Annotated in this window: 19 protein-coding genes and 1 tRNA gene; 7 read left to right on the top strand and 13 right to left on the bottom strand. The window is 62.5% G+C overall.

All coding sequences use genetic code 11. From position 1 onward, the window contains the following. Positions 1-73: 73 nt before the first annotated feature. Positions 74-475, top strand: coding sequence for a hypothetical protein (locus CFB52_RS12400; RefSeq protein WP_099316704.1), 402 nt, complete (start codon positions 74-76; stop codon positions 473-475). Between the two features lie 201 nt (positions 476-676). On the opposite strand, the gene CFB52_RS12395 is transcribed toward CFB52_RS12400, so the two are convergent. Next, positions 677-1003, bottom strand: a complete 327-nt coding sequence (locus CFB52_RS12395; RefSeq protein WP_059576567.1) for a hypothetical protein — start codon at positions 1001-1003, stop codon at positions 677-679. 143 nt (positions 1004-1146) lie between these two features. Here CFB52_RS12395 and eco point away from each other — a divergent pair, with 143 nt between their 5' ends. Continuing rightward, entirely contained in the window at positions 1147-1647 is a 501-nt protein-coding gene (gene eco, locus CFB52_RS12390; RefSeq protein ID WP_059576564.1) for a serine protease inhibitor ecotin, read from the top strand. Positions 1648-1676: 29 nt separating this feature from the next. On the opposite strand, the gene CFB52_RS12385 is transcribed toward eco, so the two are convergent. Further along, on the bottom strand, positions 1677-2300 hold the full coding sequence (locus CFB52_RS12385) for a TetR/AcrR family transcriptional regulator (protein ID WP_099316703.1): 624 nt from the start codon (positions 2298-2300) through the stop codon (positions 1677-1679). A 115-nt stretch (positions 2301-2415) separates the two neighbouring features. Here CFB52_RS12385 and CFB52_RS12380 point away from each other — a divergent pair, with 115 nt between their 5' ends. After that, positions 2416-3156, top strand: coding sequence for an SDR family NAD(P)-dependent oxidoreductase (locus CFB52_RS12380; protein WP_059576558.1), 741 nt, complete (start codon positions 2416-2418; stop codon positions 3154-3156). A gap of 54 nt (positions 3157-3210) precedes the next feature. On the opposite strand, the gene CFB52_RS12375 is transcribed toward CFB52_RS12380, so the two are convergent. Together CFB52_RS12375 and CFB52_RS12370 are read right to left on the bottom strand one after the other, a co-directional pair. Continuing rightward, positions 3211-3543, bottom strand: a complete 333-nt coding sequence (locus CFB52_RS12375) for a hypothetical protein (protein ID WP_059576556.1) — start codon at positions 3541-3543, stop codon at positions 3211-3213. Between the two features lie 210 nt (positions 3544-3753). Next, positions 3754-3830, bottom strand: a tRNA-Met gene (locus CFB52_RS12370). A gap of 173 nt (positions 3831-4003) precedes the next feature. Between CFB52_RS12370 and CFB52_RS12365 the strand changes: the two genes are divergently transcribed. From CFB52_RS12365 to CFB52_RS12350, 4 genes are all read left to right on the top strand, one after another. Then, complete coding sequence (locus CFB52_RS12365) at positions 4004-4585, top strand: RNA polymerase sigma factor (protein ID WP_081059372.1); 582 nt, start codon at positions 4004-4006, stop codon at positions 4583-4585. Between the two features lie 12 nt (positions 4586-4597). Beyond that, positions 4598-4906, top strand: coding sequence for a hypothetical protein (locus CFB52_RS12360; protein WP_099316702.1), 309 nt, complete (start codon positions 4598-4600; stop codon positions 4904-4906). A gap of 2 nt (positions 4907-4908) precedes the next feature. Then, a complete protein-coding gene (locus tag CFB52_RS12355; RefSeq protein ID WP_081066492.1) occupies positions 4909-5205 on the top strand; it encodes a 4Fe-4S dicluster domain-containing protein in 297 nt (98 codons plus the stop codon). A gap of 101 nt (positions 5206-5306) precedes the next feature. Beyond that, on the top strand, positions 5307-6029 hold the full coding sequence (locus CFB52_RS12350) for an O-methyltransferase (protein ID WP_373453010.1): 723 nt from the start codon (positions 5307-5309) through the stop codon (positions 6027-6029). A 909-nt stretch (positions 6030-6938) separates the two neighbouring features. On the opposite strand, the gene CFB52_RS12340 is transcribed toward CFB52_RS12350, so the two are convergent. From CFB52_RS12340 to CFB52_RS12300, 9 genes are all read right to left on the bottom strand, one after another. Further along, positions 6939-7520 (bottom strand): ImmA/IrrE family metallo-endopeptidase, encoded by a 582-nt coding sequence (locus CFB52_RS12340; protein WP_099316700.1) that lies wholly within the window; start codon positions 7518-7520, stop codon positions 6939-6941. After that, positions 7504-7878 carry a helix-turn-helix domain-containing protein gene (locus CFB52_RS12335; protein ID WP_099316699.1) on the bottom strand — a complete coding sequence of 125 codons (375 nt, stop codon included), beginning with the start codon at positions 7876-7878 and terminating at the stop codon, positions 7504-7506. Before CFB52_RS12335 ends, CFB52_RS12340 begins: the two co-directional genes overlap by 17 nt. Positions 7879-8194: 316 nt before the next feature. Continuing rightward, on the bottom strand, positions 8195-8512 hold the full coding sequence (locus tag CFB52_RS12330; RefSeq protein WP_099316698.1) for a head-tail connector protein: 318 nt from the start codon (positions 8510-8512) through the stop codon (positions 8195-8197). After that, positions 8502-9791, bottom strand: coding sequence for a phage portal protein (locus CFB52_RS12325; protein WP_099316697.1), 1290 nt, complete (start codon positions 9789-9791; stop codon positions 8502-8504). Before CFB52_RS12325 ends, CFB52_RS12330 begins: the two co-directional genes overlap by 11 nt. Then, positions 9791-9970 carry a hypothetical protein gene (locus tag CFB52_RS12320; protein WP_099316696.1) on the bottom strand — a complete coding sequence of 60 codons (180 nt, stop codon included), beginning with the start codon at positions 9968-9970 and terminating at the stop codon, positions 9791-9793. The genes CFB52_RS12325 and CFB52_RS12320 overlap by 1 nt, the downstream gene beginning before the upstream one ends. Positions 9971-9982: 12 nt before the next feature. After that, positions 9983-11875, bottom strand: coding sequence for a phage major capsid protein (locus tag CFB52_RS12315; protein WP_099316695.1), 1893 nt, complete (start codon positions 11873-11875; stop codon positions 9983-9985). A gap of 56 nt (positions 11876-11931) precedes the next feature. After that, the gene (locus CFB52_RS12310) at positions 11932-13452 is read right to left on the bottom strand and encodes a terminase large subunit (RefSeq protein WP_099316694.1); all 1521 of its coding nucleotides are present in this window, start codon (positions 13450-13452) and stop codon (positions 11932-11934) included. Continuing rightward, complete coding sequence (locus CFB52_RS12305; protein WP_099316693.1) at positions 13434-13874, bottom strand: hypothetical protein; 441 nt, start codon at positions 13872-13874, stop codon at positions 13434-13436. Before CFB52_RS12305 ends, CFB52_RS12310 begins: the two co-directional genes overlap by 19 nt. 103 nt (positions 13875-13977) lie before the next feature. Next, complete coding sequence (locus CFB52_RS12300; protein ID WP_099316692.1) at positions 13978-14271, bottom strand: HNH endonuclease; 294 nt, start codon at positions 14269-14271, stop codon at positions 13978-13980. Positions 14272-14659: the final 388 nt, after the last annotated feature.

The following is a 14659-nucleotide window of genomic DNA, read 5'->3' as shown; positions in this document are numbered from 1 at the left end:
CGTTTCGGCGTGGGCAATACCGGTAATCGCGCGTTACCACTTGCTGCATCTATTACGGCCGCGTCCCGCCACAATGCATCGCATCCAGTACCACTTCGCGTGGGAGTCCATCATGAAAAAGATTGCCGCAGTGTGTGTCCTCGCCGGTTCGCTCGCCGTCGCGGGGCCGGCGTCCGCGCATGGCCGCGACGGCGGCGCCGTCATCGGCGCATTGATCGGCGGCGCGGTGCTCGGCGCGATCGTGACGTCCGCGATGAATCCGCCCGTCGCGTATCAGGCGCCCGTGTACCAGGCGCCGGCCTATCAGCCGCCGACGTACTACCAGGCGCCCGCATACCAGCAGCCGGCCTATCCGACCTACCAGCAGGCGCAGTACCAGGACGACGGCCCGAACTATTGCTACGACCGCTACCAGCGCGCGTACGTGTGCGGTGCGCCCGTGTCCGGCGGCTACGCGCGGCCGGCCGGCTGGTAAGCGCGCGGCGTTCCGCGTGCGATCGCGGTTCCGGACCGGTCGGCCGGCGTGCGCCGCCGTTCGCTTTGCCGGGCCGGACGACGAAAGGCCCTCGCTCGATGCGAGGGCCTTTCGTCGTTTGCGTGGCCATTCTGTGGCCGGAGTAATGCGCCGCCGGCCATCGGCGGGCCGTGCGTGGATACAAACGGTTGCAATTGAACGTCAGTGGCGATGACCGCCGCCGTCGCCGCGACCGTGTCCGCCGCCACCGCCTTCGTTCCAGTCGCCACGGCGTCCGCCGCCGCGCCACCAGCCGTTGCCGCGGTTGCCGCGGTCGCCGTCCCAGCGATGGTAGTCGCGCCGGCCGCGATCCCAGTCGCGTCCGCCGCCACCGCCCCAGATGTTGACCGTGCCGTACACCGGGGACGGGGCGTACGCATAGCCGGGATCGGAATAGTAGGGCTGCCCGTAGCCGTATCCGGCGTCCGGGGCGACGACGCAGCCGGCCAGCAGGGTAGCGACGCCGGCGGCAGCAATGAGCTTGAGCATGATGTTCTCCGTTGATTCCGCTATAAGTACCGCGCTCGGGGATTGCCGGCTGTTTGCAATTGTGTCGCCAAATTACAGCTCCGTAAGGTCTTGCGACGAAAGTGTTAGCATCCGGGGCTCATTGGTTTTTCAGGAGCACATCGATGAAATTCGCGATCCGGGCCGCGCTGGCCGCCTTCTGCGTGACGACCGCCGCCGCAAGCGTGGCCGCGCCTGCCTCCGCGCCTGCCGTATCCGCCGAGTCGATCAAGATGTTTCCGCAGGCAGCGGCCGGCCAGCAGCGCGCCGTGATCGCGCTGCCCGCGCTCGAGAACGAAGGCGATGCGCGCGTCGAGCTGATGATCGGCAAGACGTTGCAGACCGACTGCAACCAGCATTGGTTCGGCGGCGAGCTGACCGCCGAGGATGTGAAGGGGTGGGGCTACACGTATTACCGGCTCACCGACGTGAAGGGGCCGGCATCGACGTTGATGGCGTGCCCGGGCCAGGCGCCGCAGCAACGGTTCGTACAGGTGCGCGGCGACGGTCAGCTGCTGCGCTACAACAGCCGCCTGCCGCTCGTCGTCTATGTGCCGGACGGCTTCGACGTGCGCTATCGCGTGTGGCATGCGTCGAAGGACGTGCAGCAGGCTGCGAAGCAGTAACCTTTCTTTCGGCGGTGTCCTGCCGCTATCTATACACCGGCCGCGCTGCTCGTGCCGACGAGCGCCGGCCATGCGGCCAGCGCGGCCTGCGCGACGGCCTCCAGATCGCGGCGGCTCGCGCCGTCGCGCGCCTGGATCGACATGCCTTGCTGAACCGTCACGTAGTAGCGGGCGATTGCGTCGAGGTTCGCGTGCGTTGATATTTCGCCTGCCGCGACGCCTTGCACGAAGCGTTCCCGCAGCGCGTCGACCGTGCCCTCGCGCATCGCGATCAGCGTTTGCCGGACCATATCGGAACGTTCGGCCGGATGCAGCGCCGACAGCACGATCAGGCAGCCGGCCGGCTTCGAGCGCCGCGTGAACACGCGTGCCGTATCCATCAGGTAGCTGCGCACGGCCTCGTACGCGCTGGCCGCCCGTTCGACGCCGCCCCAGATTTCCCGCCCCTCGGTTGCGCGGTAATGCTCGAGCGCTTGCCGGAACAACGCTTCCTTGCTGCCGAAGGCCGCATACAGGCTCGGCGACGCGATGCCCATCGCGGCCGTCAGGTCCGTCATCGACGCCCCTTCGTAGCCGAGACGCCAGAACACCTCCATCGCGCGATCCAGCGCCGCTTCCTTGTCGAAGCTTCTCGGTCGGCCTCGTTCAGCCATTGTGTCCGTTCCTTCGTCGATATCTGTATCGATCGATAAAATAAATCAATTGACTGCGCGGTGCAACGTGCCACATTCTGTGTCGGTCATTACATAAATTGGGAAAGGAACCGACATGAATCGACTTCAAGGCAAGCGTGCACTCATCACGGGCGGCAGCCGCGGCATCGGCGCGGCGATCGCGAAACGGCTGGCGGCCGATGGCGCGGACGTGGCGATCACGTATGAAAAATCCGCCGAACGGGCGCAGGCCGTGGTCGCCGGCATCGAGGCGCTGGGCCGCAAGGCCATTGCGATCCAGGCCGACAGCGCCGATCCGGTTGCCGTGCGCGACGCGGTCGATCGTGCGGCGCAGGCGTTGGGCGGCCTCGACATTCTTGTCAACAACGCGGGGATTTTCCGGGCCGGCGCGCTGGACGACCTCACGCTCGACGATATCGACGCGACGCTGAACGTGAACGTGCGCGCGGTGATCGTCGCGTCGCAGGCGGCGGCGCGGCATCTCGGGGAGGGCGGGCGCATCGTATCGACCGGCAGTTGCCTCGCGACGCGCGTGCCCGATGCCGGGATGAGCCTTTATGCGGCGAGCAAGGCCGCGTTGATCGGCTGGACGCAGGGGCTCGCGCGTGATCTCGGCTCGCGCGGCATCACGGTCAACGTCGTGCATCCGGGGTCGACCGATACCGACATGAACCCGGCCGACGGCGAGCATGCCGATGCGCAGCGTGCGCGGATGGCGATTCAGCAGTACGGCAAGGCCGACGACGTGGCCGCGCTCGTGGCGTTCGTCGTCGGGCCGGAAGGGCGGTCGATCAACGGGACGGGGCTGACGATCGACGGCGGCGCGAACGCGTAAAGGCCGATGCCCGGCGTGAGTTGGCCGGGTGGGAGGCGTGTGTTCGTGTGCCCGTTACTGGCAGCCGAGGCGCTGGTGCTCGGCTTCCAGGTCGGCTCGTTTGTCGTAGGCGCGCAGTTCGTTGCGCGGCTTGCCGTCCGGGCCTGTTCCTCGCACGACCTTCTGGCCGCGGTCGGGCGAATGCGTGACCGCGTCGATGCCGGCGGCGAGTTCCCGGCAGCGGGCGTCGGGGGAGGTGCTTTCCGGGTGCGGGGCTGCCGAAGCCGTGACGTTGGCGATGCCGGGGCTGACGTAGCGCTGTTTGGCGGGAGCCGAGCCGGTGTCGGCGGCGTTTGCCGCGGCGGTCATCGCTGAAAGCGCGGCGAGCGCCGCGATCGTTCGAATCATTCGAGAATTCCTTGTGTTGAACCGAAGAAGGTTCGGAATTCTACGCAATGTTCGGTGCATGTCCGCGGCGAACGGGCGACGTGCGATTGTGTGTCGCACGTCGTGGCGAGCGCTCGATTGCACCATCTTCGTGTACCGCGCCGCGCGCGCAAGCAATATTCCCCAGACAGCAAAAAGCCCGCTTGCTTTCGCAAAGCGGGCTTCGGTATTTGGTTGCGGGGGTAGGATTTGAACCTACGACCTTCGGGTTATGAGCCCGACGAGCTGCCAGACTGCTCCACCCCGCGGCGCGAAGTGTACTTGGGTCGGTGCGCGGAGTCAAACGATTCGTGCAATGACGGGCTGATGTCATATCGGGCCTGTTCCTTGAAACCCCTGTCACGCAGGGAAGCCGATGCGTACAGCCGAAAATTTTTCACACTCGCCACAATATTCGCGCGCCTGAAACGTCTTCAGATGCATGGAACCGCCACCCACTTCGCAAACGATGACCGACCCAGACCGCGACATCACTGCGACAGTGATGCGTGAGCGAACGAGGCTAGGGAACTTCATTCGGCGCCGGATCCGCGACCCGGACGATGCCGAGGACGTTCTGCAGGATGTGCTTCACGAATTCGTGCAGGCTTATCGGCTTCCGGCGCCGATCGAACAGGCGAGCGCGTGGCTGTTCCGTACCGCGCGCAACCGCATCATCGATCGTTTCCGCAAGAAGAAGGAGCAGCCGCTGACCGATCTACTCGATGCCGACGACGAAGCGGATAGCGAGTATCGCCTGGATCTCGCGCTACCGGCACACGATGCCGGCCCTGAAGCGCTCTACGCTCGCACGCTGCTGCTCAAGGCGTTGCAGGATGCGCTCGACGAGTTGCCGACGAATCAGCGCGAGGTTTTCATCGCACACGAACTGGAAGGGCTGTCCTTCAAGGAGCTGGCCGCGCAGAGCGGCGTGACGCTCAATACGCTGCTCGCGCGCAAACGCTACGCGGTCCTGCACCTGCGTGCTCGACTGCAACCCATTTATGACGAACTGGATATCTAGAGGAGTCGACGGATGAATTTTCGAATCAGATGTGCGGGCAAGGCGCTGCTCGTGGTGGTCGCCATCGGCGTGCTCGGATGGGTCGTCATGATGCTGTGGAACTGGGTGATGCCGGCGCTATTCGTCGGCGCCCGGACAATCGACTTCGCCCATGCGCTGGGCCTGCTCGTGTTGAGCCGCATCCTGTTCGGCGGATTCCGCGGACACCGCGGCTGGCACGGCCGGCGCCACTGGCGCAAGTGGGAAGCCATGACGCCCGAAGAACGCGAGCAATTCCGGACCGCATGGCGGTCGCGTGGCAAGCGGCCTACCGGGGAGTGACCATGCGCGAGAAATCAACGGCCGACTGCAAGCAGAAGGCGGGCGTGATTGCGCCTGTCGTCGATCTGAAACGTTGTGAAGGCAAGGGCGATTGCGTCGCCGTCTGCCCTGAAAACGTGTTCGAGGTCCGGCGCATCGATCAGGCCGATTATCTCGATCTTGGCCTGATGCATCGCTTGAAGCTGCGCGTGCACGGAATGAAAGTCGCGTACACGCCGAATGCGGACGCGTGCAGATCATGCGGGCTTTGTGTGACGGCGTGCCCTGAACGGGCGATCACGCTTGCCCGACGGGCATAGCATCGCTCGTGCTTGCCGACGATCGAACGGCAGCGCAGGGAGCCTGACGGCGGACTGGCAGTCGATGGATACGCCGTCTACGTCATCAACTTCGTGAAGGAATGGACTTGGCTTCGACCACCAACGCTCTTTTGCAACGGCTTCATGAAGAAAGCCGGAGCGAAATCATCGCCCGCGCACGCGCGCAGTTCCAGGGGCCGAACGAGGCGTTTCCGACGCTCGTCGACGAATACGAAGCGCTCGCCCCGAGGTTGCGAGGACGGTTTCTCGAAACGTTCGGCCTGTTCACCGAGGATTTCGAATCATCGGGAGGCAGTGCGCTATCGTTGGCTGTGTCGGCGGAAACGGGAAGGTTTTTGCGCAACATGGTGCTGTCGCAACGGCCGAGCAGAATCCTCGAGCTCGGCAGTTCCTGCGGCGTGTCGACGCTGTATTTCGCCGATGCGCTGCGCACGTTGGGCCGTGGCGTGGTCATTGCAACCGAATGCGATGCGCTCAAGTGTGCGCGTTTGCGGGCTCATGTCGAAGCTGCGGGCCTGGATGCCTATGTCGACGTGCGGGAGGGCGATGTATTCGAGACGGTTGCCGAGCTGGAAGGGGGCGTCGACATGGTGTTTATCGACGTATGGGCAGACGCGTACTTGACGCTGTTCAGACAGATCGAGCGCTTGCTGCGGCCCGGAACGGTCGTGCTGGCCGACAACATGTACACGGCCGAGGAAGCCGTTCGACCGTACAAGCACTACCTCGACGAAGATCCGCGGTTTTCGACCACGACGCTGGATTTTGAGTCGGGGGTGGAGTTTACGGTCGTTGTGGCTTGAGGGAAGGTTCTTGCGAAGCCGGGGCAGTATCGGCTTGGCTGGTCCCCCGACAGAATTCATGTCTATATGGCAGAAAAGATTCGAAGAGGCATAGGCTGGAAAAAGACCCCCAAAACAACCCCCTGACATTCGAAGCAGTGAAGAGCGGCAGGCAGGCCTATGGTCAAGCGGGTCTGTTGCGATCAACTTGCTAGGCAAATGCATCGCGAAGAAAGGCGACACTTGCAAGCAAGGTCGCCTTTTGGGGGCCGGCCGTGACGCCGTCCGTTTCATGCCGCTTCGAGATTGCTTCCGCACCAAGCATCGATGCGCGCGACGACGATCCGATACTTGAGGCCGAATCGCAACCCGGACGAGACCGTGTCCTTGGCCACTTGATGTACCGAGTTGACGTCGAGAGTGCTGTCACAAAAATACTCAGCAGGGGGCAGTGCGAATTTTGCGCCGCCTTTCGCTGGAATTGTCGTCCGGAAACCGGCACGCCGCATACGGTCATGCAACTGCGTATAGTCCGAACTTTTAGGATCGCGAAGTAGTTCAACTCGCGTTAGGTACCACGTCATAGTTACACCTTTCGAGAATGTGTAGATCAAGAGCGGACCCCCGAACCGAGGATCCGCCGGACAACCCCTTACTTACCGGCTCGGGGCCGAGCGCCAGTGCTTGCAGACATGCTCCAACCGCCCGAAGCGGAAGCGCACGTACTGGCTCACACTGACGACTTTCGGACGTACGTTCTGATTGAACATAGTCACCTCGTCATGTTGAGGCGCGCTGTGTTTTTTCTTGTTGCACTCGAGCGTCCCGAGATCTACAATCCCGTTGCCTTTGACGTATCGAGCCCGGTGGCGAAACAACGCTTACCGACACCGCTCATGGGGAGCTAGAGCGCCAACTCTAGCCCTCCAATCAAATCAGCCGTTCATTCCGCAGGTTCTTCAATCGGTTCTCGGCAGCTGGCGCACTTACGCCACATCGCTGCTGAATCAGCTGCGAATTTCCTCCCAGAGCCTGGACAACTGCGACCGGCATTAGCAATTCGGCAGTCAGATTGTTCGCCTGCCACTCGCTGTCTTCCCACCATTCGTGTTGTCCGAGCACCGCGCCACGGTGCAGAGTAACAGCGTGATCGAGCACGATGTGGCTGAACTCATGGACAACCGTGTACCGCGAAAACGCGCTCCCTTCAGACAACTTGTCGTAGACGTCCGCTCGGATCACGATGAGCTTGCGCTCTGGAATCGCGAAAGCGGCAGTCTCGACAAGCTCGGGCGAGTCATCCGGGTGAAACGTGTACTGCGCGCGGTGCAACACGTTCTCCAGCAGATGACTCGCATCGAGATAAAAGGGATCGCTTTTGAAACAGCCTTCGCTCACAAGCATGGGGCGAAGTTCGTCCGCAACCGCGCGCAACTGCACGCGGTTGCGCGGCGCGACTTTGTACCCCGACGGGCGTTTAGGCCCGACTCCCTGACTACTCAGAACGACCATTTTTGACCTCGCGTCTCAGCCAATTCATCACTTCATCAGGAACCCCAGCACCCTCCGTCAATCGTCGCGCAAAGGCGGCAACCAACACTTTCTCGTCCCCACCGAGCGACGAGACGGGCACGATGTCGACCGATTTCGCAGCCGAATCTTGCAGCTCGTTCCACTGCTCTTTCGTCAATTTCCCTTGAAAGAACCGAAGCGAGTCTTCCGCGATCTTCGCGGTCAGTTGTTTATCGCCCAGTTCGATCGAACTCAAATAAGCAGAGCTGACGCCAAGCGCATCAGCCATAGACTTCAACGTAAGCCCCAGTTCCAGTCGGAGCTTTCTTACGCAAAGTCCGAACGGGGTAAGCTTCATCACAAGTTCTCCAGTGTTCGACGCCTAGGTGTCGATGTCGTCCTCTCGGTTAAGCTGTAAGCCAATCAGCTTACATGGTGAAGTATATGCCGATTTGGAGGCTTGTCAACCAATTGGCTTACGCGGAGATCGTGCCGGTGTTGCATTTTCGCAACACATGGGCATGGACGGCTGAATTAATCTCGCCGCAGCAGTCTGGAAGTCGTCGGGAATCCGTGCCGGGACGGATAGATTGGGAGCATGCCTCTTTCAACGGTAGTGCCGGGGCGGACGAGGCAGGTGCTTCAAAGCGGCTCGCGTGTACCAACTCCGACGGTCAAGCCACGGCTGGATCTCGCGAGCGCATAAGAAGTGACTCGACCGCCGGTGTGAGCGGGTCAGTCGAGCCTTCGCGGTCGTCGTATAGGGTGCCGAGTACGAGCAGAACGGCGGAGCGCACCTGACCAGGCACTGTGCTCGGGGTATTACCGTCTTCCAGCGCCCAGTTGTCGGGGATTTCCTTTAGTTTCAGGTAATCCACAACGATGTCGCTGGCAGCGTCGATCAGATCCTTGATCGCGTCGTCATCGTCGCCGGCTTCGACGCGTAGATGCGAGAGCGCGCGGTTGAATGAGACGAGCTGCTTAATTGCCATTCGTTGGCTCCGTTGATTCAGGCATGCTGGCCGCCGTGGCGCTACTCGGCGCTGGATTCTTGTCGCGTTCGGCGAGCGCACGCAGCGAGTAATTCTGTTGCTGGAGGTAGGGCGTATCGCCGCCCGGAACCGGCGCCATGTTCTCGGCAGCGCGCGCCTCGTTCGGGGCCATCCAGCCACCGCCTACGGCTTTTGAGTGCGCGTCATATCGCGCGGCCGGATCCATGCGCAACAGCCCGCGCACATCAACGTCAAACCCCTGACCGTCCGGGACTTCGAAGCCGTCATCGAGACAGAGCTCGAGCTCTTCGATTGGGGCTTGCAGGCAATCGGTGTAGTACGACTGTTCGAGCGCGCCGATGTTGGCCGCCGTCTTGGAGCCGGTCGGGTCGGCACCGATCTTGTAGAGCGGGACGTGATAGCAGCGTGCGACGTCCTCAACGGCCCAACGCAGTTGTTCAACGAGCTGAGCATCCGTCGCGGTCATCATGACGGTTTCGTACTTCAGCCCGTCACCCACCACAGCCAAACGGCCTGCGTTTTCGCCGCCGTAGTTCGTTTCCCAATGGGTCTTCAGCCGGTTCGCGGTTTCGTCGCTGATCTTGCCGGGCGCGGACAGGATGCCGCCAGGCCGCGACATGTTGCCGAAGAACTTCCGGCTGTTCTGCTGGATACGGTTTCCCATCGTGCCGGCCGCGGCTGCTGCCACGATCGGCGATACACCAATGAGCGGATGCCACGGGCAGATACCGCGATCGTGGATGATCTCCGACGCCGGGATGGTGAGTTTCTCGGGCAGGCCGCGTAGCGGATCGGCGGCGACCTGATAGAACACCGCACCGCTGGGCGCGACGAGCGGAACAACGCGCGTCGGGTCGAGCACGTACATCGCAATCACGTTGCGCAGCATGTCGCGAACGAGCAATACATACGTGTTGCCGACAAGCAGCTTCGACACCTGCCACGCCTTCACGAACTGGATTCGGTTCTGATACGGGTTCGGCCGGCGCAGCGGCCCCGTGAAGCGGGGTGCGCTGGCCTCCTGCCAGATATTGCCGATCTGCTTCACGTACCGGATGCCGAGCTTCGAAATGTCCGATGCGATGCGATCTACGCACGCGTAGACGGCCGAGAACGCGAGCAGGTCGTGACGGCTATCGACACCCATCCCAGCCTGCCATGCGCCTGGGAACGGCTCGCGCACGACACCGGCAATCGCACCGCCGCCGCCGACCGGAACAGGTGGGGCGGCTTTCCGCATCCACGAGAAAAGCCGCATCAGCCCTCCGGCCGCATGTCGCGGCGCTTGTACGTCGAACGCTTCGCCGCCGGCTCGCGGATCTTCCCGAGCAGAATCAGCAGCTCGACGTGCTTCGGGTCGCCGACCTCGATCCGCTCGCCGACGTGCCGTGTGCGCCCCGCATACGGGAACGCCACGACTACCTCATAGGTTTGCATGGCGTTCTCCGCTTACGCACCGTCGGTCGCCGCGTCGCCGTAGGCTGCGCCGGAAATGTACTGAACACCTTCGAGCCGGCGGCGCTTCCAGTTGATGAACCGCTCGGCCTTCATGGCGATGAAGCCGTTCTGCCACAGCGACACCAGTTCCGTAGCGCCAGCGACGGGTGCGCTATCCATTTGCAGGGACGCTTCACGGCTCACGTCGAGCGTTACGCCGCCATCGTCCGCGAACAGGATTTCGCTCGCCTTCGCGAGAACGATGTTGTCGCCGACCGTTTGCGAGAGGATCGCCGGCAGACCGAAGAACGTGCCGCCGGCCATCGTCAGGCCCGGAAACTCCGGTTGGCCCACGACATTCAGCATCAGCGAGAGCGAGAGAGCCGTCGTTTCCGACATGATCCAGACCGCGCCTGCGACCGACAGATTGGCCTTGATGAACGCCTGGAACACTTTCTTTACGTCTGCGCGCACGGCTTCCGCATCCGTGCCGGATGCCGGAATCGCCTTGACGCCGTTCGTGATCGACGCGGGCGACAGGCCATTCGCGCCGGCTTCAACAGCCGGGTCGATGAACTGCCCGTCGAGGAATTGGCTGATCGTCGAAATGAGATCCTGTTGAACGATGCCTTCGGCGCTCGGCGTCGAGAAACGCGCAAGCTCTTCCGTGATTGCGACGATGCCGGCCACCTTCGAGAAGCCGAGCGTCGTCGTGTTGAACGCCAGCGCCGACACCGACGCGGGCTTGCCTTCGCCGACCCAGCCGGCCGACGACCCCGTTGCCTGGCCGGAAACGCGAATATTGAACGGCACGCGACGGAAGCCTTCGATTCGACCTACGATCGTAGCCGGGCGCAGGAGTTCGATGAACTCGCCGGCCATGTTCTGATATTCGACGAGCGGCGCGGCCCACGACGGGTCCGTCGTCGTGCCGGCGGCGACGGCCGCCTTGAGCACCGTTTCAACCTCCGGCGTCGAATCCTTCCATTGCTTCGCGATCTCGGCCGCTTGCATGAGGTTGCCCTTCGAGCGGGCGAGTGCGATTGCGTAGCGCGTGAACGCCGTGCCCTTGGTGACGTTCGGCGTCACGATGACGGGTGAGTGCGCCGCCGGGCCGCCCGCGACTGGAACGGCCGACTTGGCTTCGATCGCTTGCTGTTCTTTGAGGCGCGTTTCGTGGGCGTCGAGCGACTTCAGCTCGGCGTCGAGCTGGTCGTATTCTGTCGACTCGGCTTCGTTCAACGTGCGGCCACCGTCTGCGTCAGCGCCGTCCATCAGCGCCTTTTTGCGTGCGATGTGTTCCGCTCGCTTCTTCGCGAGAGCCTTGAGTCGTTCAGCAATGGTCATGTCGGATTCCTTGATGGTGGGAGCACTCAAACGCACGACGGGCGCTCCCGCACGGGACTTGTCATGCGCCTTGATCGATTGAACTGCCGCATCAGCGTTTGCCGGGATCGTCACGGCGCTGAGTTCGAACAGTTCACAGGATTTGATGAGGAAGCCGCCCGTCGCCTTGTCGTACACGGCGTCGAGAGGGCGGAATCCGATGGACAGGCCCGGAACCAAGCCGGCCTTGATGAGGTTGTATGCCTCGTCGATGTACGCGGCAGTGCCGGGCGGGGCGATCGTCGCTACAACCTCTGCGCCGGCCGCGGTGATCGTCATTTTGTTGACGGTGCCGATCGGTTTGCTCGGGTCGTGCTGCCACAGCAGTGGGAAGGGCGTTTTGAACTGGATGCCTTCTGGAACGACGGTATCGCCTACGCGATCCGGCGTCGGCGTCGAGGCGATGCCCTTGAGCACCCGCGAACCGTCGTCGAGGTTCTTCACCTCGAACCGCGAGAACGCTTTATTCGAAGCCTTCGCGGTTTGCTTGGTGATAAATTTCGAAATTTGTCGATTCATTGGCGTTTGATTGCGTGAATATTGCCATTATCACGCATAAAGTGCCAATGTCAAGGCTAAATAAAGAACATTTGAGGCTCGATTTCGGATTCTGTCGCATTTTGTTGCGTGGCGCCGACTGCCATCGCCAAAGCCACCATGCCGTCGATGCGGCCCGTCGATTTCTGTTTCGTGAATTTGCGGTTGCCCGCCGGATCGGAAACGGCGACCGTGTTCACGGCACACATTTGCAAGACGGGGTGTCCGCCGTGTCGGAGCTTGCGCGCGAGCAGCCGCGCTTCTAGCTCGCGGATAGCTGGCGACATGGAAACGAAGCCTTGGCCAAATTCAACGAACCGGCTCAACTCTTCATCCGTGAAGCCGACCCGTTCAAGCCACGGTTTCAGGAATCGCATGTTGTACCGGTCGAACGCGAGCGCGCGCACGTTACAGCGATCGAACACGATGCGAAGGTGCTCGGCGACAAATTCGTATTCGATGGCGCTGCCTGGCGTCGTCTGGAGTAAGCCGTCACGCGCCCACACGTCATAGGGAACGCGATCGGCGCGCGCCTTCGCCTCGAGACCGTCCTCCGGGAGCCAGAATGTCGGATGAACGTCGCCGGCCTCCGACAGCAACACTAGCGCCGTCAGGTCACTCACGCTCGATAGATCGAGGCCGCCATAAACGTCCTCGCCGTCCAGCTCGGCCGGTTCGCCTGCGTTCTCCATCCAGATCGCGCGCGCAATGAACGGATTGCGTGCCTCGACGCGCTGATTCAAGACCAAGTTGCGATAGGCCGACTCGCGACTCGGCAGGCGCTTCGCGTCCGACGCCATGCGACGCACCTCTTCGCGGTTCATGAATACGTCGAAATGCGGGTTCGCCAGCCGAATCGCCTCATCGCTGAACGGGTCCATGTCCAGCGGCGCGGTATAGAGCGCCACCTTCAGACGCGGATCGGCGCCGCTGAGCGCGTCGTCGATGAGCAGGCTGAGCAGGTCGCCATCGGTGGGGGCCTGCGTACTGATGACGATCGACAGCGGGCTTTCCTGGGCTGCGCTTGCCGTTTCCAGTGCCTCGTAAAGTTGGGAGCGCGGGCCTTTGACCTGGCCAAGCTCGTCGTGGATCGTGAGTGCGGGACTCAGGCCGAATTTCGTCGCAGCGTCGGCCGACAGCGCCTTGTAGATCGTGCCGAGGTCGTGACACAGCAGCTCCTTCGCCGTGTCGCGGATGGTGACGTACTGCGACAGATCCTCGGACATGCGGACAACCTTCGCTGCGAGTTCGAACAGCACGGCCGCCTGGTCGCGGGATTGCGCTGCGCTGTATAGCTGGCTGTTCGGCCGCGCCTCCGGGCCGACGAGGTGAAGCAATACGAGGAACGCTGAGAGGGCCGTTTTGGCGTTCTTGCGTGCCATCGAGAGGATGAATGTGCGCGTCGGCGTGTCGTAGATTCGCTTGATCCAGCCGCGTTGCTCTTTCGTGAGCTTGACGGGCTGCCCGACGAGTCGGCCTTCAGGGATGCGGCAGTGTTCCTCAATCCATCGGATGTTGCGCTCGCCGCGAGAGACGCGCTTTACGCGGGGAGTTCCCATGGTTTCCTTGCCTTCTTCTGATTCGCCAGTGAACGACCTACTGTCGTCGGATGCTCGACGGCCTGCCGCGTGATGCGCAGTCGCGTCGCAAGCGACGAGGCCGCGCGACTCTCGCGCTCCGACATTGCGAGCAGTCGGTCGTAGCGTTTCAGACCATCGTCGTCCGCGAGCCATGCGCGTTCGAAATTCAAAACCTCTTCTGCCAGTACGCGAGCATTCGTGACGTGACGACAGTACATTTCGAGCAGCGGCGCATGGGTCGCGGTGAACGCGCTTGCCGGTTGATCGTTGACGACCTCCGTCCAGACCGTGCTCTCGCCGTCACTCAGGTGGAGGGGTGCCGCAAGGCGCTGTTCGGCCGCAACCGGCGCGGCTGTCGCTGTTACGATCGATGCTGCGGATTTCCGTCCGCGTTGAGCCATTTTTTACCTTTTTTGTCCACGTTTATGAAAGCGAAGGGGGCGGTCGGTTTCCGGGGCTTTGTAGCGCGGAAAATCGACCGCCCCCCACGGCTGCTGTCGCAAGTCACGACCAACTGCTATCGAGCGGCAGGCCGTCAGGCCCGAACGCCTTGCGCCGCTCCCGATGGCCGAACTGCTGTCGCGTCACCTGGTCATGATGATCGGCACACAGCCCGCGGAGGTTGTCGTCCGCGTCGGTGCCGCCATGCTCGAGCGGCTTGATGTGGTCCACGACAGCCGACGCGCGCACAACGTCCTGATCAGCACACAGCACGCAGATGGGGTCGCGCTGGAGGATGCGGGCGCGGATCTTCATCCACTTGCTGCCACGCGTGCGCAGTTGGACACGTGCGCTCATCGCGTCGACCTCGGCGGAGACAGCGGCAGGAATCGTCGTGACGGCTGCGTGCGCATCGTGCCCGCGCTGATCCAGCAGTACAGGATTCGCTCCAATTCGCCGCGCGCGGCCAGCGCGTGCGCAACAGTCGCATCAATTTGCTCGATGGGGCAGTGCTTGGACTTAGGCGCAGTAGTAGCCAGAGGTATGTCTCTGGATTGCATTTAATTGCTCGAATTATGGATTTCAAGCAATTATCTGTCACATCGCGGACGTTTACAACAGGCGAGGCGGAGAGGAGGGGGATCGTTACCGTAACGTTTCAGCGACGCGTGGCGGCATTTACCGGGGGGATAAGTGAGCCTTACCGGGGGAGAGGGGTGAGATTTGGAAGGTGTCGAATATTGCA

Origin of the sequence: Burkholderia sp. AU18528, assembly GCF_002223215.2 — a bacterium.
GTDB classification, from domain to species: domain Bacteria; phylum Pseudomonadota; class Gammaproteobacteria; order Burkholderiales; family Burkholderiaceae; genus Burkholderia; species Burkholderia semiarida.
This window is presented reverse-complemented; position numbering and strand designations above follow the sequence as displayed.

Coding starts and splice junctions, on each gene's coding strand:
- CFB52_RS12320 (WP_099316696.1), bottom strand. CDS start 9,970: ATGCAAACCTATGAGGTAGTCGTGGCGTTCCCGTATGCGGGGCGCACA.
- CFB52_RS12380 (WP_059576558.1), top strand. CDS start 2,416: ATGAATCGACTTCAAGGCAAGCGTGCACTCATCACGGGCGGCAGCCGC.
- CFB52_RS12355 (WP_081066492.1), top strand. CDS start 4,909: ATGCGCGAGAAATCAACGGCCGACTGCAAGCAGAAGGCGGGCGTGATT.
- eco (WP_059576564.1), top strand. CDS start 1,147: ATGAAATTCGCGATCCGGGCCGCGCTGGCCGCCTTCTGCGTGACGACC.
- CFB52_RS12330 (WP_099316698.1), bottom strand. CDS start 8,512: ATGGCAATTAAGCAGCTCGTCTCATTCAACCGCGCGCTCTCGCATCTA.
- CFB52_RS12340 (WP_099316700.1), bottom strand. CDS start 7,520: ATGGTCGTTCTGAGTAGTCAGGGAGTCGGGCCTAAACGCCCGTCGGGG.
- CFB52_RS12310 (WP_099316694.1), bottom strand. CDS start 13,452: ATGGGAACTCCCCGCGTAAAGCGCGTCTCTCGCGGCGAGCGCAACATC.
- CFB52_RS12315 (WP_099316695.1), bottom strand. CDS start 11,875: ATGAATCGACAAATTTCGAAATTTATCACCAAGCAAACCGCGAAGGCT.
- CFB52_RS12400 (WP_099316704.1), top strand. CDS start 74: ATGCATCGCATCCAGTACCACTTCGCGTGGGAGTCCATCATGAAAAAG.
- CFB52_RS12350 (WP_373453010.1), top strand. CDS start 5,307: ATGGACTTGGCTTCGACCACCAACGCTCTTTTGCAACGGCTTCATGAA.
- CFB52_RS12385 (WP_099316703.1), bottom strand. CDS start 2,300: ATGGCTGAACGAGGCCGACCGAGAAGCTTCGACAAGGAAGCGGCGCTG.
- CFB52_RS12360 (WP_099316702.1), top strand. CDS start 4,598: ATGAATTTTCGAATCAGATGTGCGGGCAAGGCGCTGCTCGTGGTGGTC.
- CFB52_RS12305 (WP_099316693.1), bottom strand. CDS start 13,874: ATGGCTCAACGCGGACGGAAATCCGCAGCATCGATCGTAACAGCGACA.
- CFB52_RS12325 (WP_099316697.1), bottom strand. CDS start 9,791: ATGCGGCTTTTCTCGTGGATGCGGAAAGCCGCCCCACCTGTTCCGGTC.
- CFB52_RS12300 (WP_099316692.1), bottom strand. CDS start 14,271: ATGAGCGCACGTGTCCAACTGCGCACGCGTGGCAGCAAGTGGATGAAG.
- CFB52_RS12395 (WP_059576567.1), bottom strand. CDS start 1,003: ATGCTCAAGCTCATTGCTGCCGCCGGCGTCGCTACCCTGCTGGCCGGC.
- CFB52_RS12375 (WP_059576556.1), bottom strand. CDS start 3,543: ATGATTCGAACGATCGCGGCGCTCGCCGCGCTTTCAGCGATGACCGCC.
- CFB52_RS12365 (WP_081059372.1), top strand. CDS start 4,004: ATGGAACCGCCACCCACTTCGCAAACGATGACCGACCCAGACCGCGAC.
- CFB52_RS12335 (WP_099316699.1), bottom strand. CDS start 7,878: ATGAAGCTTACCCCGTTCGGACTTTGCGTAAGAAAGCTCCGACTGGAA.